Source organism: Peribacillus asahii (genome assembly GCF_003570725.1).
GTDB classification, from domain to species: Bacteria; Bacillota; Bacilli; order Bacillales; family DSM-1321; genus Peribacillus; species Peribacillus asahii.
This window is the reverse complement of record NZ_QWVS01000021.1, coordinates 25,288-43,487: the sequence shown is the minus strand read 5'-3', so window position 1 is coordinate 43,487 and position 18,200 is coordinate 25,288. Positions and strand designations below refer to the sequence as shown.

The window sequence follows — 18,200 nt, the reverse complement described above, 5'->3', positions numbered from 1 at the left end:
CTTTTCAAACGTTAATCGTTGCTTTCATCATCATCATCTTCATTATTAAAGGTAAATTCGTCATTTCTGAAAACAGTAGATGGAAGATTATGTCCTGCTGAGTCAGCTAAGAAGGAATACACAAGCGTATCTTTAACATCATCTTCGTTCCCCATAATGATAACATTTAGAAAATTTTCAATTTGGAAAGCTGGTGTAAACACAACAACCTTAGTTGTTTGGTTTGGTGCTAAAGTTACATTGGTACGTGAGATTTCAGCTAAAGTACTTACAGCAGGGTGAAAAGTATTTGGACTTCTTTTTACAATTACTATTAGATTTCTAACATTATTGGGTGAATCATTGTTTAACATGATGTTAAGAGCAGTCGGAACAATATTATTTTCTGAAACAGGTACCCTGAACACCCCAGTAGATTTATGCGGCATATAGTCGCCCCCCTTCGATAAGAAATCTGTTGAACACTATAGTAAATGCCAAAGCATTCATTTTGATAGGGACAAACATATAGAGGAAATTCGTACATTTTCAAGAAAGTTAGTCTAGGAAATGTATGGCATTAACACCTTAAAGCAAACATGTTTTTTTAACGCACATATGAACAAAGATTTGCTGCAGAAGCCCTTTTTTCTTCTTTAACTAAAGCACTCCTTATATGCCGTATCAACCTAAAAGGATTGATGGAATGCTCTTTTTATCTTTGTTTAAATAAATTCGAATGAAGATATTTATATTGTTGAAAATACGGAGAATGAGAGGGCGCTTAGGGAGATGGTATAGGATTATCTGAAGGTGATTATGGGGCTTTGATTATTAAGGGAACTGGAAGTTTCCAAATATTCAACGATGATGAGTTAGATAAAAAAGCACCGTCAAATTACATAGAAACATGGAAGGTATTCATGAAGCATTTCTATGAGGTCTAGTATATGAGTGTTTTTATAGGATGAATATGGAAATGTCGTTAGTGTATATCTTTATATACACCAAACTTGTTCCGTTTGCATAGCTTGTTAGAGACTTTAAAAAGGAGTGAAAAAAGTGGGAAAAGAGAACGAAATACTAAAGTATCTCAAAAAGATTAAATCTATAGAGAAAGATCAGTTGGAGGTTTTGGAAGAAATTTCAAATCAAATCAGCTCAATCCCTGGCGGAGATGCTGAACAAATTCGACAGTTAAGACAGCAATTAAACCAATTACAAGGAGAAGTTGCTCAATTACAATCACGGACTACTGTATTAGAATCACAAAATGCTCAATTACAAACACAGATTACTCAATTACAAACACAAGTGAATCAATTAGAATCACAAGATGCTCAATTACAGTCACAGATTACTCAATTACAAACACAAGTAAATCAATTACAAGAGCAATTACAAACTGGAATCATACCGAATCCAGCAATGCAAAGTTTCTTTGAAAACAGAATGGGATCCACAGTAACTATTTCAACCCAAGGTGGTACATTTACAGGCGTTGTTATTTTGGTAGGTCCTGATGCAGTTCAAATACGCGAAGCTACTGGAAATATCGTAATCATTCCATTTACACAAATTACTGCTGTTCAATAAAGGACAAAGTATAACTTGAGAGGAGGAAGTAATGGTGACATTTCAAGAAATGCTTGCTAGCTTTACAGGGAGAACTGTTGAAGTACTCGTTCCAAATGCAGTTTTCGAAGGAACATTGCAAAGTGTGACATCAGCTTTCGTTGTTATTCAGGAAAATCCAACCACTTATGGCCCTGGTAATACTTTAAATATTCCGATATCTTCTATAATTGCTGTAAGAGTTCTTGTCTAATTGAATCGTAATTTGAGAAACTTATCAAGCTAAATGGCCAAATGATAAAGAAGGGTACATGGTGATAAATCATCCATTTTAAGCAAATGATAATCTTATTTTAATAATTAAACTAAATTGTGTACTTGCAGTGTATCCTTCTGCTAATAAAAAAATAGATCTTGTTCATTTAGTAGATGTTCATGGAAATATTTTCCGACATATATATAATGGATAAATTGCTCATATATTTTCTATAGAAGGAGTTGTACAAATGGCAATTATTATTTATCCTAAAACTCTTGATTGGACCTATATGAAACAACGGCCCCAGCAGTTAATGATTGAATTAGGGAAACTTGGACATACTGTATTTTTTGAAAATCTTACTCCATTAGATCATGAATATATAGAGGTAGCTAAAAATGTATTTTTATTTTCCGATTGCCAACGTTTTATCAACACTAAGCTAAAAGAATTAAGAAGAACACAAAAAGTTGTTGTATGGACTACTTGGTCTAAACTTCGAACACGTATCCAAATATTTCAGCCAGACAAGGTCGTATATGATTGCTGTGATGAGTTTCCGCAATGGGCACAGTATGAGCATAGTATGATTCAAGTAGCTGATCACGTTGTTTGTACGGCAAGAACTATTATGGAAAGAATCTCGTTAGCTTATCCGGAAAAAAGCGTTTCCCTTATTCCTAATGGGGCGGATGAGGCTTTCTTCACGCCAGATAAATTCGAAAAACCGTTAGATTTACCGAGTGGTCCTATTGTAGGCTATATTGGTGCTTGGGCTTATTGGGTAGATCATGAATTAATAACAAAATTGTCCCTTCGTTTTCCAAATGTGAATTTTGTTTCAATTGGTGTTCCATATGGAGATGTACCGAATTATGATGATCGGAACAACGTCCATATTTTAGGACAAAGGTCACATGATGAATTAATAAAATACCTCCAACATTTTGATGTAGCGATAATCCCCTTTAAATATCATCCTATTACACTTGCTACGAATCCAGTAAAGGCGTACGAATACCTGGCGACCGGAGTTCGGGTACTGTCTACTGCTATTCCTGAATGTATTCATATGGAACCATATGTTACCACTGCAACAACTCATGCTGATTTCGGAAATAAACTAGCCTATCTTTTATCTTTTAATACTCCTGATAGTTTTAAAGAATCCAGAATAAAATTTGCACGACAAAATACTTGGAAAATTCGAGGGATGCAGGCTCATAACATCATCGAAAACCTCCTTTCTAATTCATAGCTTTTAGCTGATAGGAGGGTATGCAAATGTTGCTGACAAATATTATGGAAAAGGACTATAGAGTGCTAGAAGAAGCCAAACCGATGCCATATGAATATATTAAACGATTGATTCTTATATTAAGACAAGTCAACTCACCCTGGGTATTATGGAGTAGTGAAGGAGAAAAGTGGAAAGTAATCAACGATAAAAAATTACATGTATTATTAGCAGGTACCACAACGCAAAATAGCATTATTATTGGACCAAACCTCCAAGAAAGCGAATCCTTATCTGACTATTTATTACGTTCAAAAGTGAAACCTATTATTTGGAGAACGACGTGGCTGCTGCAACAGTTACTGCACATTTCCTCATTTCCCCCATCTATTGCTTATCTGAATTATGACCTCTTACTTACAGATACTAATCTAACTTCCTTTTTAGTAACTGATATAGCCTCTAGCGGTGTTCAAAAAGTCTATAGTTCCTTTTATCAATTAAGTCAACAAGATCTTTCTCTTTTACTACCCAATATGGGACGAAAAAGTGTTTCACAATTAAATATGGAATCCATACCAACGGTGAGTGTTGTCATTTGTGCCTTTAATGAAGCCACTCGAATTGGGTGGTGTATCCGTTCAGTATTGGTTCAAACATTTCAAAATTGGGAGCTTATAGTAATGGACGATGGATCTTGTGATGACACGTACGAAGTCGCTTCATTTTTTAAAGATGATCGTATCCATATTATACGCAATGAGAAGAACCGTGGAAAAGCATATGCGTTAAACGAGGCTCTTACAATTGCGCGTGGTACTTTTCTAATGGAACTAGATGCTGATGACTGGATTCCTCCACAAACGTTAGAGAGGTTTGTGAGTTCGATGGAGCAAAATCCTGAAGAAGTTGCAATCATGACAAGTCAATATCATTTATGGACGCAGACGAGTCAGGGTTATTTATTTTATAAAGGAATTTTTTGTTCTTCAGAATTTAACATATCCCATTATAGCGCCACACCTTTAATTCCACGTTTTTACCGTACAGATCTTCTTAGGAGCATAAATGGATGGCCAGTGCTTGAGGGTGAGTGGGGGAAACTATTTGAAGATATCGCAGTTTGTGATCGGTTATTAGAAAAGTATCAATCAGGTTATCTTAATACCCCGCTCTATCATCGTATCATTAGATCTAAAAGCACAAGTCAAATGAATAAGCAAAACTATAGAGCTTGGGCAAATCTTTGGTTTTCTTCAAAAAACTCTAACCATCCCATTAGGGAATAAAGAAGGAGTGGGTTTGACACATGAATCTAAACCAGATAAAAAGGCCTTATGATATGATTGTAAGCTTGGGGTGGAATTGCCAAACCGCTTTTCAACTCAAAAGGAAAAAATTAAGAAGCTTCAGCGGCCCTATCGATTGGATGTATTCTTATTCGGTAAGTCATCTATGCAGACTGCTTAAACAGAAATTTAATGGGTTTATGGAAATTGAAAATATGAGAATTGAAGGTATACAAGGTACCAACAGCTGTTACACAGTGTCGGATTTGAATACAAAGTGCGTCTCGGTCCATGATTTTCTTGTTACAGAAAATAGTGATACTTCTCTATTAACGTATCCTCAATTTAAAGAAAAAATGAATAGACGTATTGAGAAATTGTATAATTCTTTAGCTATAAGCGATTCAGCGTTATTTGTAAGAATACAAGCTAATCGGGATGAAGCACTTGAGTTAAAGAATGCGATATCTGAGATTTATCCTGGGGATTTTTCAATATTAATCATCAATTATACGAAGGAAGAAAAGGTTATTGAAATAGATTGGGCTATTGACAGAGTTTGTGCAGTGGAAATTCCTAATTCAGTCAATGCTTGGACAGGATGTAATTCAGCCTGGGATATTATTTTAGAGGGAGTTACTCTTTCAAAAGGCAGTGATTAATCTAACATTCTTTCAAGAAGGAGCGTGAAATGAACATTGTTAAATATAGGTGTTTGCGGATACTATGGTATGGGTAACTTTGGAGATGACTTGTTTTTAAAAACATTTAAACAAATTTTTCATAATCATAACGTTTTCCCTTGGTCGGCTTTTGTGGATCCGAACAAAATTGATGCTGTCATTATTGGTGGAGGGGATTTAATTACACCATACTACTATAATCAATATTATTTTCCCCCATTATTAGAAAATCACCCTACTTGGATATATGGGGTAGGTGTGGTGGACCACTATAATGAAGATACATGGCCGGTTGAACAGATTGATAGGCATCGCCAAAGACTTTCCAAAGCAAAAAAGGTCTATTTAAGAGATGATAATTCTGCTCGAATATTTAAAAAATATAACCTTCATAAAGAGGTAAAGGTTGCTCCGGATGTTGTGTTTGCATATGAACAACCTAAATATCCGATTAGGAAATATGCGGGAGTAGAGACAATTGGTATTTGTGTAAGTTCCTACGATGATTTCCCCTTTCAAAAGATCGTTAATCTTTTAGTAAAACTAACTCAAAAAGGATATCATGTATTTTTAATACCAGTAGTAAATCAATCTAATAATAAATACTCTGATTATACTTTATGCAGGAATATTCGAAACGCATTATTGGAATCGAACCCTAGGGCTGCTGTTACCCTGCCATATAATGAATATGACTTAGAGATGACGTATAGTTTAATTCAATCCGTGGATTATTTAATTTCTTTTAAATTACATCCAGCCCTTGTAGCGATTCGCAATGAGATACCGACTTTTTGTTTTTCAAAAATGAGCAAAGTAAAATCGCTCCTGAAAATGTTTCACTTGGAGGATTTTTCGAGTGACTTTGAAATACCAGAACAAGACATGATAGAAAAGGTCCTTCACTTTCTAAACTTGGAAAAAGATAAATTCTCTAATATAAAAAGTCAAGTTGAATTAGTAGAAAGTAATAGTATGAGAAACCTTTTGGAACTGAAAGAAGACATTGAAAAAACGATAAAAAAGGGTAGTTCATAATACTAAGGAAGACGTAGGGGTTATTTCGTATAAGTTTGTATTTAAAGTGAAACCTCATGTTCATACGAATAGGCTAAAAATTTTATGAAAAAACAATATGTATTAACATAGCTAAAATAAAAAAGAGCAATTTCAGCATTAGGATTAAACAGAGCAACGAGCTAATCGGGATTTGAAATGAACCTAAAAATTTTATACAGCTACCTAGGCTTGAACCCGGCATTATACCAGGCTCAGGCCTTTTAATTTTGTCTTTAATTCATTTGTGATTGTAATAGGTACAGCTCATTCTATTCCTTTAAAATATATCCCACTTTATCAACTACGTCCTGAATCTTTTTACTATTTGCACTATACATCTTTTTGGCTTCTGTATTTTCCGTTCCTAAGGCAAATAGTTCTAAGTCTGCTTGGCACTTTTTAAGTGTTGCATATAATAATGGCATTTCCTGCGGAGAGGGAACTTCGATTTTATCATCAAACAAATCAACTGTTAACTGTCCATAAGAGTCAACTTGTCCAAGAAAGACATTTTCAATTGTTACGCCTAACTTTTCTAACTCTGTATGTAACCAACCTCTGCTTCGGCCTGCTTGAGCTAGTGACTCATCTAATATTTCACCATCCATAATGACGGTTTGCGGTTCTTTAACAGACGGGAATTTCATGCTTAAATCTTTTGGTGTTAACGGCTGATTTTCCTTCTTTAACATAACATTGAAATCGCCTGTTGCTTCTAATACAGCAAATTCTACATCTGCGGCTCGGTAGACATTCTTTTTACGAAGCAATGTTAATAATTCATCCGTCGTGTATCGTTCTTTTTTTAGATTTTCTTCTAAGATTTTTCCATCTTTAATGAAAATCGTTCCTTTTCCTTCTACAATATCACGAAATTTTTTGCTTTTTAAAGAAAGTAGTCCAGCGAGAAACGGAAGTGCTGCAATAGTTAGCATGGATATGAGACCTAAAGAAACTCTTTGGTCCAAGCCAGTGACAACTTCAGCACCGATATTCCCAATGGTAATCCCATTGACATATTCAAAGAAAGACAGCTGGGAGATCTGTTTTTTTCCTAACCATTTCGTAATTGAAAAAAGAAGAATTAGGAAAAAGACAGATCGCAGAATGATATTTAACCAATCTGGCATTTATTTACACCTCCTAACATAGGGTCCGTTTTGTCAGCTAAAAACCTTTGTATTGAAATTCTTCTCTTTCTAATTCGCCCACTCGTTTTTGTAAATCTGTCACGACTTCATTGACAATAAGCATCGTCTCATGAAAGGTGCGTTGTGATTCACTATCCTGAGATCGAATCGCTAAACTAGATAAATTTGCTTCAATCCCTTTCAAGCTTGCCAAACATTGTTTAACTTCTGATGCGATAGTCATACTGTCGCTCCTCCTTCGTATTCAATAGAAACAGCGTGAGCGATACATGGAATCGTTTCGCTTTGCTGAAAGGTAAGCGGAGAGAGTAGAGCTCCAGTTGCAACGACTAACATTCGTTTAAATTCACCTTGTTTCATCCGGTTTAATAAATGGCCGTATACAACAGCTGCAGAACAACCAGCACCGCTTGCTCCTGATAAAACGGGTTGTCCTTCTCGATAAATCATTAATCCACAATCTTGATATTGATTCTCTTGTATAGGTGTTCCATGTTTCTTTAATAAATCAAATGACACTTCATGACCAATCTTTCCGAGATCTCCTGTGACAATCAAATCATAATAAGAGGGATCGATATTTCGATCTTTTAAATGAGCCTCAATCGTATCAACGGCAGCGGGGGCCATCGCACCTCCCATATTAAATGGATCGGTTAATCCCATATCAATGACTCGCCCAATTGTCGCTGACGTGACACAAGGTCCATCTCCTGTATCGCTAAGTACAGCAGCTCCTGCACCCGTTACTGTCCATTGGGCAGTAGGCGGTTTTTGGCCGCCATATTCTGTCGGATATCGAAATTGTTTTTCAACGGCTGCGTTATGACTAGATGCTCCAGTTAATAAATATTTTGCGCCCTTAGCATTAATGATGGAAGCGCCTAGTGCTAATCCTTCCATTGATGTGGAGCAAGCACCGAAGAGTCCAAAGTAGGGGGTACCAATCGTACGGGAGGCAAAGCTCGTTGGCGTGATTTGATTGATTAGGTCTCCCCCAAGTAGAAATTGGATTTGTTCTTTTTGAAGTTCAGCTTTTTCAATGGCACGTAAACAAGCTTGTTCGAATAGGACTTTATGGGCTTTTTCGTAGGAATCTTGATTAAGCCATAAATCTGAATGTAAGAGATCGAAATCATTGGGAATCGCCCCGTTTGCTTCAAAAGGACCTCCGACGGTACCTGTGGAGAGAATGACAGGCTTATGATCGAAAACCCATGTACGATGTCCTTGTAACATTATAAGCCACCCCACTGTATTAAAATCGTTTTGATGAGAGCCACGACAAAAGCAGAGGATACGCCGAATAATATGACGGAACCGGCCAATTTAAAGATATTTCCTCCGACACCTAACACAAATCCTTCTGTTCGATGCTCAATAGCAGCTGAAATGACAGCATTGCCGAATCCAGTAAGTGGAATGGCAGAACCGGCACCTCCAAATTGCCCAATTCGATCATATAAGCCAAAGCCTGTGAGCAACATCGCGATGAAGATGAGTGTTCCTGCGGTAGGGTTTCCCGCTGTTTGTTCTGTGAAATCAAAAAAATAGATATAAAAGATTTGGATTGCTTGCCCAATTAAACAAATGGAGCCCCCTGTCAAAAATGCTTTCAAACAATTTTTGAGGACAGGCCTTTTGGTTTCAAGTTGTGATTGCATTTCTTGATATTGTTGTTGTACAGGTGTTAATAGCTTTTTTTTATTGTTTGACATAGGTTGTGACCCCTCTTTCATTCTGAGGTTTCAATTTGTAAGAAAAGGTTGGTTAGAAGCAACCAACCTTTTCTAATTATAAATTTTACTATCCAGCTCTATTGTTGTTTATATTGAGGCTCTTCTTCTTGAATTTGTTGAACGCGTGGAGAAATGCTATCGACAATTGCTTGCGTTTGTTGAGCCGCTTGTTGATATAGCTGCTTAGCTTGTTGGTTATCTGTTTGTAAAGCAAATGTCTCAAAGCTTGCTTGTGCACTTTTTAATCCAGATAAGGTTTGTTGAACTTGATTGATTACAGTCATTTTTAAAACTCCTCCTATAAAATGTATTGAATTACAGTAATAGAATGTTTAAAAATAAACTTTTTATGTGCGTGTGGAGTAGTAAAGTTATGGGATTTTATAACTGTGTCACAGTGAATTTAGTAATTGTAGACCAATTGTGTATACATTTATGGATATTTAGTTTGCATTTGCTGTAAAATCCTGTTATGATAAGAGTAATTATTTTTGTTCGGTATTGAAGGATTCTTAAAGTGTAACTTTTCGTTTCGATGAAAACCTAGGGCAAGGATAGTAATATAATGTGCATAAGATGCACGCAGGAGGCAACAACAATGGAACAAGGTAAAGTAAAATGGTTTAACGCAGAAAAAGGTTTCGGTTTCATCGAGCGTGAAAACGGAGATGACGTATTCGTTCACTTTTCAGCAATCCAAAGCGAAGGTTTCAAAACTTTAGAAGAAGGTCAAGACGTGACTTTCGAAGTTGAGCAAGGACAACGTGGAGCACAAGCTGCTAACGTTCAAAAAGCTTAATAAAACCTATACAAGGTGAAAAAAGCAAACTCCATTATGGAGTTTGCTTTTTTGTGTGTAAAAAAAAGTCACAGTGACTTTTAGGATTGTGAATAAACTGTGGATAACCTTTAATATTCAGAAATTTCATGAAAAATCATTCAAACGCCTATTTGAATATAGAGTGTGATGTGGTAGTCTATAATCAAATAAAGATTTGAATGAGGGATGTTGGAGATGGCTGATACAAAGGACTATTGTGAAGTTTATAGTTATGATGAACCAAAAGTGAATCGAGTTCAACAAGAAATGAGTACGGTCGATATTGCAAGTATCTCGAGGTTGTTTAAAGTCATTGGTGATGAGAATCGAGCCAAGATTGCCTATCTGTTGAGTCAGGAAGGCGAATTGTGTGTATGCGACATTTCTAATATTATCGGTGCTTCAATGGCGACCACTTCCCATCATCTAAGGACCTTATTAAAACATGCGATCGTGAAATTTCGTAAAGAAGGAAAGTTAGCTTTCTATTCTTTAGACGATGACCATATTAAACAATTAATGATGATTGCTTTAGAGCATCAGCAGGAGGTGAAAGTCGATGGGCGAAGCACAGACTAAAACTTACCGAATTCAAGGATTATCGTGCACAAGCTGTGCAGCCAAATTTGAAAAAAAAGTAAAAGAATTAGATGGTGTAGAAGATGCCAAATTGAACTTCGGTGCCTCCAAAATTTCTGTGCAAGGTGAAGTGACAATTGAGGATTTAGAAAGAGCTGGTGCATTCGATCATTTAAAAATCCGTGATGATAAAGAGCTGGTTACTAAAAAAGAATCTTTTTGGAAGCAAAAAGAAAATATAAAAGTATTGGTTTCAGCCATTTTACTTGTTTTAGGGTGGCTCCTTAGCAAACAGTATGGTGAAGGTCATATCATTCCTGTACTTAGCTATGCAGCAGCGATTTTAATTGGTGGCTATGCTCTATTTATTAACGGATTGAAAAACTTATTCAAACTTCAGTTTGATATGCATACGTTGATGACCGTTGCCATTATTGGGGCGGCATTCCTTGGAGAATGGGGAGAAGGTGCTACGGTTGTCATTTTGTTTGCGATTAGTGAAGTGCTAGAGAAATATTCGATGGATAAAGCACGAAACTCTATTGAATCGCTTATGAATATTGCCCCAAAAGAAGCATTAATTCGTAAAGGGCATCACGAAATGCTTATTCATGTCGATGATATTGAAGTCGGCGATATTATGATTGTTAAGCCCGGACAAAAGCTTGCGATGGATGGAATGATTATAAAAGGTGCTTCAACGTTGAATCAGGCAGCGATTACAGGTGAATCGGAGCCGATTTTTAAAACAATCGATGGAGAAGTTTTTGCCGGAACGTTAAATGGCGAAGGGTTATTAGAAGTTCAGGTAACGAAGCGTGTAGAAGATACGACACTTGCGAAAATCATTCATCTTGTAGAAGAGGCACAAGCAGAAAAAGCGCCTTCCCAAGCGTTTGTCGATAAGTTTGCCAAGTATTATACACCAGCGATTATGCTGATTGCTCTAGCGATTGCTCTTATGCCGCCGCTTTTTACAGGTGGAGATTGGAGCGAATGGATTTATCGAGGCTTAGCGGTTCTTGTGGTTGGTTGTCCTTGTGCACTAGTCATCTCGACACCCGTTGCGATTGTGACAGCGATTGGGAACGCAGCGAAAAATGGTGTTCTTATTAAAGGTGGCGTGTATTTGGAGGAAACGGGATCGTTAAAAGCAATTGCTTTCGATAAAACAGGTACGCTAACAAAAGGAGTACCAGAAGTTACAGACTTTGTTTCATTAACACGAGATGTGAAAGAAGAAGATGTTTGGACGATTGCGGCAGCGTTAGAGCATCGTTCACAGCACCCGCTCGCATCAGCTATTGTTCGAAAAGCCGAGGCGGTGGGGGCTTATGATCATGCAGTACATGTAGAAGGTTTTACATCGATTACGGGTAAAGGCATTAAAGGAAGCATTTCTAATTGTCTATATTTCATTGGCAGTCCTCAGTTATTTGCTGCATACAATATAGATCCTCAAATCAAGCAGCAAATTAACCAGCTTCAAAACGAGGGAAAAACCGTAATGGTCATTGGAACAGAGGTAGAGATATTAGCTTTGATTGCAGTAGCCGATGAAATCAGAGAAAGTAGTAAGGAAGCAATCCGCAAGCTTCATGCACTTGGTATTGAAAAAACAATTATGCTGACAGGTGATAATGAAGGCACCGCGAAAAGTATCGGAGCTCTAGCTGGCGTCCATGAGATCCAGGCTAATTTATTGCCGCAAGATAAGCTTGCTTTTATAAAGAAAACACAAGAAACGTATGGACGGGTAGCAATGGTTGGCGATGGAGTGAACGATGCACCGGCCCTTGCATCCGCAACGGTTGGAATCGCAATGGGCGGAGCCGGAACGGATACAGCTCTTGAAACAGCAGATATTGCTTTAATGGGTGATGATTTATCGAAGTTGCCTTATACAATTAAACTAAGCCGTAAAACATTGCAAATTATTAAGCAAAATATTACATTTTCGCTTGCTATTAAACTAATCGCGTTATTGTTAATTGCACCAGGTTGGTTAACACTTTGGATGGCGATTTTTGCGGATATGGGGGCAACACTTATTGTGATGTTGAATAGTTTACGATTATTACGTGTGAAAGATTAATAAAAGCTGCAGGATTTCTTTAGGAATTCTGCAGCTTTTATACGTTAAGAACGTTTAAACTTAAAGTAAAGATGCGGCAAATCGTGTTTTTCTAACATTGTAAAAGAAAAATGCGTATGATAAGCTTTGGCTACATTTGTTGCTTGAAGGGGGAGATACATATGAAGGAATTAGAGCAAAGAGCGATTTTAGTTGGCGTGAATTTGAATAATGAATATGATTTTGAGTATTCGATGGAGGAACTGGCCAATTTAGCGGCTGCTTGTGAAGTAGAGGTAGTCGGCGAGTTAAGTCAAAATTTGCAGCGAATCAATCCCTCGCATTATTTAGGTACAGGAAAGACAGAAGAAGTGAAGATGTTAATCCATGCTCAGGATGCGAATTTAGTCGTGTTTAATGATGAGTTGTCACCTTCGCAAATTCGTAATTTAGAAAAAGACTTGGAATGCAAGGTTATTGATCGAACGATTTTAATTCTTGATATTTTTGATAAGCGAGCCAAGACGAAAGAGGCTCAGCTGCAAGTTGAAGTAGCCAAGCTTCGGTATATGCTGCCGCGTTTGAATGGGTTACGTGAATCGTTAGGAAGACAAAGTGGCGGTGTTGGTACGAGTAACCGTGGATCAGGTGAAAAACAAGTTGAGTTAGACCGCCGTCGAATTGAAGAAAGAATAACGATGTTAAATAAAGAATTAGAGGAGCTTGTTGCGCATCGACAAACACAGCGAAAACAACGCAAGAAGAAGGGGGTGCCGGTTGCAGCGCTTGTTGGATATACGAATGCCGGAAAGTCAACATTTATGAATGCGTTTGTTGAGCGGTTTCACCCAACCTCTGATGAGAAGCAAGTGTTTGAAAAAGATATGTTATTTGCAACACTAGAAACATCAGTGCGTCATATTCCTTTACCTGATAAGAAGGAATTTTTATTAACAGATACAGTTGGGTTTGTATCCAAATTACCGCATCATCTTGTTAAGGCTTTTCGCTCTACATTAGAGGAAGTGGCGGAAGCGGATTTATTGATTCATGTCGTTGATTATGCAAATCCAAATTATGAACAGATGATAGAAATTACGAATGAAACGTTACAGGGAATTGGGATTAAGGAAATTCCAACGATTTTTGCTTATAATAAGGCAGACTTGACGGAGGGAGAAATTCCTCGTGTAGCGGGAGATCGAATTTATTTATCTGCAAAAAAGCGAATTGGCATAGATGAGCTGATTAATATGCTTAAAAAGCATCTATTTCAAGACTATGTTCAGTGCCGCATGCTCATCCCGTATGACAAAGGGCAAATTATCTCCTATTTTAATGAACAGGCCAACGTCATAGAAACAACGTATGAAGAAAATGGAACCCTTATTCAACTCGAATGTAAACAAAGCGACTATGATAAATACCGAGAGTATGTCGTGTCACAGTGACATTTGAAGTTGTGGATAATATGTGTATAACTTTGTGGATAAATAAAAACCCTGGATGCTAAAGCAGCCAGGGTTCTGTTGATTAGTATTCTTCTTTTTTGGATAAACAGTAATCGCATTCCATTAGGTATGATTCGTGTTGCTCCTGGATTTGTTGGCCGCATTCTGCACATTGTTTTGATGGTAGGTTACGGAAGAACTCCATTGGATTTTTTGTTTGCATAATTATTTCCCCCTAGTATTATTTTTTATAAATCTCGTATACTTCAAAAAGTAACTATACTTATTCTTCAATTTTCGAAAGGCAACGATCACATTCCATTAAATAAGATTCTGCTTGCTCCACTACAGTTTCACCACATTCTGAACAATGTTTAGCGGGGATACTTTTGAAAAACTCTACAGATTTTTTTGTTTGCATGATTATGCCCTCCTAGAATTTTTTATATAAATTCGTTCGTATAGAAAAAAATGCACACGTTTGCACAAATTTAAATGACTTTGTTTATTCAGCTCGTTTTGAAAGGCAGCGATCACATTCCATTAAATGGTCTAGTGAGTGGACTTTCATCCCTTCACCACATTCCGGACAATATTTCGTAGTTTTGCTTTTGAAAACTTCTACTGACTGTTTCCCTTGCATTTCTCGCCCCTCCTTTTTGTAGTACAGTTTTAATAATTTATATGTTGTTATAATACAGTATATACCTTAAATCGGAAAATGTATAGGCTGTTTTACAAAAAAATCCAAAAAATAAAGCTGACTAGCGAAAAAGCCAGTCAGCTCAATGTTTCTTATTATATAGCGGTCGGTAAATTCGTTAGGATAGCAGCTAACACAAGAACGATAATCCCGACACCAAATTCGATAAGCACGGAAGGTCCCAGTGTTTTTTTCTTTCCTTTGATTCGGAAAAAATGATAGGCGCCAAATACAATCATAACGAGTGTTAAGACAACTTTTGCAAGTAGTACTTGTCCATAAAGAGTGGTCAATAAGGAATCCATTGAATCAATATGAAGAAGACTGCTGCAGACCCCGCTTGTTAAAAGCACAGAAACAAGAATGAGCGCCCATGACGAAAAGTTGTGCAATACTTGCCAATACATTGTTTTTCGCTCGTCGAGATTAGTTACGTGTTTTATAGCACGCGGTAATACTAAACAGATTGCCAATAATCCACCAAGCCATAAAGACATAGCCGCTAGATGTAGGAAATTCATCGTAATGGCGGCTGATGGAATTGAAGCCATCATAGTATGACCGATAAATGATTTAGCCAGCATGAGACCGAGAAGTACTAGGATAGCTAAAGCAGCAGCCCATTTTCTTGAAACTTTATGTAAAAGCCAAGTGCTTAACAATAGAAAGAGCAGTAATACAATTTCTACAAACCAAACTGTACCAAAGGTTGTAAGAGTTAAAGTATCACTTATGGATCCAGAAATACTCCGCGCTTCTAATGGGAGACTAAGCAGGATACTGAGCGTAAGTCCAACATAAGAAATCCATAATAGCAGCTTACTTCGGTTATTGATGTGAAAAGATACTGTATTAGGCAATAACTTTAAGTGAAAGAATAAAACTCCTATATAAAGCGATAGACTTCCGTATAATAAGCTTTGAATTAGAGTGTGCCCAATTTCTGGTGTAGTCTTCTCTGGTTGTATTTTTTCTTCTACGACAGGTGTCTTTTCTTCTAGAGTTGGTTCTTCTTGCTTAATTTCCTCTTTTTCAATTGGTTTTTCGGCTGGTTCAACGTCAACAGTAAAAGAAAGAGAACCTTCTGTTGGATGACCATCTTTAGAAACAACCTTCCACTTTAATGTATATGGCCCATTTTCAACTCCGCTGGGAAGTTTATTTTTTAATACGTTATCTTCTAGTACATTTTCATCGGCGTCCACTCGTTCTCCAGCTGCGTTATACACTTCAAGAGAATAAAACGCAGCTTGAATAGGTGCGTTAAACGTTACACTAACAGTTGATGGAAGTGTATCTAAAACTTCACCTTCTCCTGGTGTAGACTGAATCACATGTGAGTGTGCTAGAGTGAAGCTTGGGAAGGAAAGGCTGAGTAATAACAAAATAAACAGCCCGAATCCTTGTTTATTCATTATGTATCACCTCAAATTTCTTTGTTTGTGCTAAACAGTATAAACCAAAGTTGTGAAATTAGTATGAAGAGTTATTCCGATAAAGGAATAACTTTTTTATTTTTTCGGCTTTGTTATAGGATGCTGTTGATTGGTTATTCACACTCTTATTTAACAAAGTTATTTTCATGGTAAATTATCGAAAATAAAAAACTTACTTGACGCAATTAGAATATTATTTTAAACTTACTAACTATAAGTAACTTATATATTTAAAGTAATAAATAGGGGGGAGTATTTACGTAATGAAGAAAAATTATGAGCTAGGTTCATTGGTTTTACGTGTTGTGTTGGGAGTATCTTTTTTGATTCACGGCCTTATCAAGTTTAATGATGGAATTGCCAACACAGCTGGTTGGTTTGATAGCATTGGCATTCCTGGATTTATGGCTTATGTTGTAGCTCTTATTGAAGTTGTCGGGGGAATAGCGATGATTCTTGGGATTGGAACAAGAATTGTAGCAGCTTTGTTCGCCGTTGTGATGTTAGGAGCTATTTTCACAGTTAAATTAAGCGTGGGCTTTGCAGGAAATGGTCAAATGGCGGGATATGAATTAGATTTAGCGTTTCTAGCAATGTCTGTTTATTTACTGTTAAATGGCAGCGATAAGCTTTCTTTACAAGCTGTACTAAAACCAAATCAACAATCATAGATACAAAAAAAGCTGACTAGTGCCCTCCGTGCTAATCAGCTTTTTTTATATGCTTTTTCAAAAAAATGTATAAAAAATGTTGGGAATCGTGCTACATTTAGAAAGTTAGTTTTAGTAGAAATATGTAAGTGAATTTTTTGAAGATGGAAGGATGCGTGAAATGCAGATTGTAGTCATAATCAGTTGTACGTTATGTTTATTGTTCTTATTTTACTCTATTATTCCGACCGTCATCATTCGTACATGTGGATGGGGAATCACTCAAAAAGTGAAAGGCGAGAATCGGATTGCCTTAACGTTTGATGATGGCCCTAACCCTGAATATACAACGCAATTATTAGACTTGTTAAAAAAGTATCAGGTGAAGGCTTCTTTCTTTGTCGTAGGGAGCAAGGTGAAAAGTAATTCTGATCTTGTGAAGCGCATGCACCAAGAGGGGCACACGATTGGGATTCATCACTTTCAGCATATATCGAGCTGGCTTATGCCTCCATTTATATTAAGAAGGCAGCTATATTTAACGGAACAAGCTATTAAAGAATATACGAATGAGAAGGTTACGTTTTATCGGCCTCCTTGGGGACATTTTAATGTGTTTACCCTATTTTTGAGTAAAAACTACCATATTGTTATGTGGTCGCATATTTTCGGAGATTGGAAAGTGAAAAACTGCCGGCAAACTTTACTCGATGAATTGCGATTAGCGACAGAGCGCGGCTCGATTCTTCTGCTTCATGACTGCGGGGAAACGTTAGGGGCTGATCAGGAAGCACCGCGATATATGCTTGAACAATTAGAGGTATATTTACAAGAAAGTAAGGAAAAAGGGATACGCTTTATGACGTTAAATGAAATGAAGAGGATAGTATGAATAGCGAAACAATTTTACAGTATATTGATTTATACGGATATTTGATTATTTTTCTGTTTTTATTCTTTGGGATTGTCGGGATTCCTGCTCCGGAAGAATCTCTTCTTTTTTTTATCGGTGTATTGATTGTACATCATCAACTTTCATTTGGCTGGGCTATATTATGTGCTCTTTTAGGTACTTTTATTGGTATGCTTACGGCGTTTTTATGTGGGAAGTATATTGGATATCCTTTTATTCATAAATACGGTAAGTATGTTGGGATTACTTCTGAAAGGTGGGAGAAAGTCCAACATAACTATACTAAAAATGCTTATAAAACGATTCTATTCGGTTTTTATATGCCGGGTATTCGCCAAATGAGCCCGTATTTTGCCGGCATCGCAAAAATCTCATTTGGCGCATTTTTTCTGTTTTCTCTACTAGGTACTCTTCTTTGGGTTATTCCGTTTATTTTAGCGGGGTATTATCTAGGGCAGACGTTTAATATTAATCCTGTTTATGTTCCTTATTTAGGGATTCTGTTCTTAGCGATTTTTTTCATTTATATGTTGGTGAAGTATATACGTAAGAAACGTTTACAACATCGTGATAGGGTTTCAAAAAAAGTGAAGTAGACTGGTA

The 18,200-nt window shown here is 36.9% G+C and carries 23 protein-coding genes; 13 read left to right on the top strand and 10 right to left on the bottom strand.

The window, feature by feature from the left end; all coding sequences use genetic code 11:
• Nucleotides 1–11: 11 nt before the first annotated feature.
• Nucleotides 12–428, bottom strand: coding sequence for a hypothetical protein (locus D1953_RS12505; protein WP_119117530.1), 417 nt, complete (start codon nt 426–428; stop codon nt 12–14).
• A 613-nt stretch (nt 429–1,041) separates the two neighbouring features.
• Between D1953_RS12505 and D1953_RS12500 the strand changes: the two genes are divergently transcribed.
• The 6 genes from D1953_RS12500 to D1953_RS12475 all read left to right on the top strand — a co-directional run bounded on the left by D1953_RS12500 (nt 1,042) and on the right by D1953_RS12475 (nt 6,060).
• A complete protein-coding gene (locus tag D1953_RS12500; protein ID WP_119117529.1) occupies nt 1,042–1,575 on the top strand; it encodes a FapA family protein in 534 nt (177 codons plus the stop codon).
• Nucleotides 1,576–1,606: 31 nt separating this feature from the next.
• Complete coding sequence (locus D1953_RS12495) at nt 1,607–1,807, top strand: hypothetical protein (RefSeq protein ID WP_119117528.1); 201 nt, start codon at nt 1,607–1,609, stop codon at nt 1,805–1,807.
• A 253-nt stretch (nt 1,808–2,060) separates the two neighbouring features.
• Nucleotides 2,061–3,071, top strand: coding sequence for a glycosyltransferase family protein (locus D1953_RS12490; RefSeq protein WP_119117527.1), 1,011 nt, complete (start codon nt 2,061–2,063; stop codon nt 3,069–3,071).
• A 26-nt stretch (nt 3,072–3,097) separates the two neighbouring features.
• Entirely contained in the window at nt 3,098–4,339 is a 1,242-nt protein-coding gene (locus D1953_RS12485) for a glycosyltransferase family 2 protein (protein WP_182480598.1), read from the top strand.
• Between the two features lie 20 nt (nt 4,340–4,359).
• On the top strand, nt 4,360–5,001 hold the full coding sequence (locus tag D1953_RS12480) for a DUF1796 family putative cysteine peptidase (RefSeq protein WP_119117525.1): 642 nt from the start codon (nt 4,360–4,362) through the stop codon (nt 4,999–5,001).
• A 36-nt stretch (nt 5,002–5,037) separates the two neighbouring features.
• A complete protein-coding gene (locus tag D1953_RS12475; RefSeq protein WP_119117524.1) occupies nt 5,038–6,060 on the top strand; it encodes a polysaccharide pyruvyl transferase family protein in 1,023 nt (340 codons plus the stop codon).
• A 290-nt stretch (nt 6,061–6,350) separates the two neighbouring features.
• On the opposite strand, the gene D1953_RS12470 is transcribed toward D1953_RS12475, so the two are convergent.
• The 5 genes from D1953_RS12470 to D1953_RS12450 all read right to left on the bottom strand — a co-directional run bounded on the left by D1953_RS12470 (nt 6,351) and on the right by D1953_RS12450 (nt 9,255).
• On the bottom strand, nt 6,351–7,211 hold the full coding sequence (locus D1953_RS12470; RefSeq protein ID WP_119117523.1) for a DUF421 domain-containing protein: 861 nt from the start codon (nt 7,209–7,211) through the stop codon (nt 6,351–6,353).
• Nucleotides 7,212–7,248: 37 nt separating this feature from the next.
• Nucleotides 7,249–7,455, bottom strand: a complete 207-nt coding sequence (locus D1953_RS12465; RefSeq protein ID WP_119117522.1) for a DUF1657 domain-containing protein — start codon at nt 7,453–7,455, stop codon at nt 7,249–7,251.
• Nucleotides 7,452–8,471 (bottom strand): stage V sporulation protein AD, encoded by a 1,020-nt coding sequence (spoVAD, locus tag D1953_RS12460; RefSeq protein WP_119117521.1) that lies wholly within the window; start codon nt 8,469–8,471, stop codon nt 7,452–7,454. Before spoVAD ends, D1953_RS12465 begins: the two co-directional genes overlap by 4 nt.
• The gene (gene spoVAC, locus D1953_RS12455) at nt 8,471–8,950 is read right to left on the bottom strand and encodes a stage V sporulation protein AC (protein WP_119117520.1); all 480 of its coding nucleotides are present in this window, start codon (nt 8,948–8,950) and stop codon (nt 8,471–8,473) included. Before spoVAC ends, spoVAD begins: the two co-directional genes overlap by 1 nt.
• Nucleotides 8,951–9,048: 98 nt before the next feature.
• Nucleotides 9,049–9,255 carry a DUF1657 domain-containing protein gene (locus tag D1953_RS12450; RefSeq protein ID WP_119117519.1) on the bottom strand — a complete coding sequence of 69 codons (207 nt, stop codon included), beginning with the start codon at nt 9,253–9,255 and terminating at the stop codon, nt 9,049–9,051.
• A 314-nt stretch (nt 9,256–9,569) separates the two neighbouring features.
• Here D1953_RS12450 and D1953_RS12445 point away from each other — a divergent pair, with 314 nt between their 5' ends.
• The 4 genes from D1953_RS12445 to hflX all read left to right on the top strand — a co-directional run bounded on the left by D1953_RS12445 (nt 9,570) and on the right by hflX (nt 13,895).
• On the top strand, nt 9,570–9,770 hold the full coding sequence (locus D1953_RS12445) for a cold-shock protein (RefSeq protein ID WP_119117518.1): 201 nt from the start codon (nt 9,570–9,572) through the stop codon (nt 9,768–9,770).
• A 216-nt stretch (nt 9,771–9,986) separates the two neighbouring features.
• Nucleotides 9,987–10,370, top strand: a complete 384-nt coding sequence (locus D1953_RS12440; protein WP_119117517.1) for an ArsR/SmtB family transcription factor — start codon at nt 9,987–9,989, stop codon at nt 10,368–10,370.
• A complete protein-coding gene (locus D1953_RS12435; protein ID WP_119117516.1) occupies nt 10,351–12,465 on the top strand; it encodes a heavy metal translocating P-type ATPase in 2,115 nt (704 codons plus the stop codon). The genes D1953_RS12440 and D1953_RS12435 overlap by 20 nt, the downstream gene beginning before the upstream one ends.
• Nucleotides 12,466–12,626: 161 nt before the next feature.
• Nucleotides 12,627–13,895, top strand: a complete 1,269-nt coding sequence (gene hflX / locus D1953_RS12430) for a GTPase HflX (protein WP_119117515.1) — start codon at nt 12,627–12,629, stop codon at nt 13,893–13,895.
• 82 nt (nt 13,896–13,977) lie between these two features.
• Here hflX and yhfH (D1953_RS12425) read toward each other — a convergent pair whose 3' ends face one another.
• From yhfH (D1953_RS12425) to D1953_RS12410, 4 genes are all read right to left on the bottom strand, one after another.
• A complete protein-coding gene (gene yhfH / locus D1953_RS12425; RefSeq protein WP_425454275.1) occupies nt 13,978–14,100 on the bottom strand; it encodes a protein YhfH in 123 nt (40 codons plus the stop codon).
• Nucleotides 14,101–14,178: 78 nt separating this feature from the next.
• Nucleotides 14,179–14,316, bottom strand: a complete 138-nt coding sequence (yhfH, locus tag D1953_RS12420) for a protein YhfH (protein WP_119117513.1) — start codon at nt 14,314–14,316, stop codon at nt 14,179–14,181.
• A gap of 84 nt (nt 14,317–14,400) precedes the next feature.
• The gene (locus tag D1953_RS12415) at nt 14,401–14,538 is read right to left on the bottom strand and encodes a YhfH family protein (RefSeq protein WP_119117512.1); all 138 of its coding nucleotides are present in this window, start codon (nt 14,536–14,538) and stop codon (nt 14,401–14,403) included.
• Between the two features lie 155 nt (nt 14,539–14,693).
• On the bottom strand, nt 14,694–16,013 hold the full coding sequence (locus D1953_RS12410; protein ID WP_119117511.1) for a copper resistance CopC/CopD family protein: 1,320 nt from the start codon (nt 16,011–16,013) through the stop codon (nt 14,694–14,696).
• A 284-nt stretch (nt 16,014–16,297) separates the two neighbouring features.
• Between D1953_RS12410 and D1953_RS12405 the strand changes: the two genes are divergently transcribed.
• From D1953_RS12405 to D1953_RS12395, 3 genes are all read left to right on the top strand, one after another.
• Entirely contained in the window at nt 16,298–16,705 is a 408-nt protein-coding gene (locus D1953_RS12405) for a DoxX family protein (RefSeq protein ID WP_119117510.1), read from the top strand.
• Between the two features lie 160 nt (nt 16,706–16,865).
• Nucleotides 16,866–17,576 carry a polysaccharide deacetylase family protein gene (locus tag D1953_RS12400; RefSeq protein WP_119117509.1) on the top strand — a complete coding sequence of 237 codons (711 nt, stop codon included), beginning with the start codon at nt 16,866–16,868 and terminating at the stop codon, nt 17,574–17,576.
• A complete protein-coding gene (locus D1953_RS12395; RefSeq protein WP_119117508.1) occupies nt 17,573–18,193 on the top strand; it encodes a DedA family protein in 621 nt (206 codons plus the stop codon). The genes D1953_RS12400 and D1953_RS12395 overlap by 4 nt, the downstream gene beginning before the upstream one ends.
• The last annotated feature ends 7 nt before the right edge of the window (nt 18,194–18,200 follow it).

Bases quoted from the DNA above. Each gene is read 5' to 3' on its own strand.
- D1953_RS12465 (WP_119117522.1), bottom strand. From the start codon at position 7,455: ATGACTATCGCATCAGAAGTTAAACAATGTTTGGCAAGCTTGAAAGGG.
- D1953_RS12480 (WP_119117525.1), top strand. From the start codon at position 4,360: ATGAATCTAAACCAGATAAAAAGGCCTTATGATATGATTGTAAGCTTG.
- hflX (WP_119117515.1), top strand. From the start codon at position 12,627: ATGAAGGAATTAGAGCAAAGAGCGATTTTAGTTGGCGTGAATTTGAAT.
- D1953_RS12415 (WP_119117512.1), bottom strand. From the start codon at position 14,538: ATGCAAGGGAAACAGTCAGTAGAAGTTTTCAAAAGCAAAACTACGAAA.
- D1953_RS12470 (WP_119117523.1), bottom strand. From the start codon at position 7,211: ATGCCAGATTGGTTAAATATCATTCTGCGATCTGTCTTTTTCCTAATT.
- D1953_RS12410 (WP_119117511.1), bottom strand. From the start codon at position 16,013: ATGAATAAACAAGGATTCGGGCTGTTTATTTTGTTATTACTCAGCCTT.
- D1953_RS12450 (WP_119117519.1), bottom strand. From the start codon at position 9,255: ATGACTGTAATCAATCAAGTTCAACAAACCTTATCTGGATTAAAAAGT.
- spoVAD (WP_119117521.1), bottom strand. From the start codon at position 8,471: ATGTTACAAGGACATCGTACATGGGTTTTCGATCATAAGCCTGTCATT.
- D1953_RS12400 (WP_119117509.1), top strand. From the start codon at position 16,866: ATGCAGATTGTAGTCATAATCAGTTGTACGTTATGTTTATTGTTCTTA.
- yhfH (WP_425454275.1), bottom strand. From the start codon at position 14,100: ATGGAGTTCTTCCGTAACCTACCATCAAAACAATGTGCAGAATGCGGC.
- D1953_RS12435 (WP_119117516.1), top strand. From the start codon at position 10,351: ATGGGCGAAGCACAGACTAAAACTTACCGAATTCAAGGATTATCGTGC.
- D1953_RS12485 (WP_182480598.1), top strand. From the start codon at position 3,098: ATGTTGCTGACAAATATTATGGAAAAGGACTATAGAGTGCTAGAAGAA.
- D1953_RS12495 (WP_119117528.1), top strand. From the start codon at position 1,607: ATGGTGACATTTCAAGAAATGCTTGCTAGCTTTACAGGGAGAACTGTT.
- D1953_RS12405 (WP_119117510.1), top strand. From the start codon at position 16,298: ATGAAGAAAAATTATGAGCTAGGTTCATTGGTTTTACGTGTTGTGTTG.
- D1953_RS12445 (WP_119117518.1), top strand. From the start codon at position 9,570: ATGGAACAAGGTAAAGTAAAATGGTTTAACGCAGAAAAAGGTTTCGGT.
- D1953_RS12395 (WP_119117508.1), top strand. From the start codon at position 17,573: ATGAATAGCGAAACAATTTTACAGTATATTGATTTATACGGATATTTG.
- D1953_RS12440 (WP_119117517.1), top strand. From the start codon at position 9,987: ATGGCTGATACAAAGGACTATTGTGAAGTTTATAGTTATGATGAACCA.
- D1953_RS12505 (WP_119117530.1), bottom strand. From the start codon at position 428: ATGCCGCATAAATCTACTGGGGTGTTCAGGGTACCTGTTTCAGAAAAT.
- D1953_RS12490 (WP_119117527.1), top strand. From the start codon at position 2,061: ATGGCAATTATTATTTATCCTAAAACTCTTGATTGGACCTATATGAAA.
- yhfH (WP_119117513.1), bottom strand. From the start codon at position 14,316: ATGCAAACAAAAAAATCTGTAGAGTTTTTCAAAAGTATCCCCGCTAAA.
- spoVAC (WP_119117520.1), bottom strand. From the start codon at position 8,950: ATGTCAAACAATAAAAAAAAGCTATTAACACCTGTACAACAACAATAT.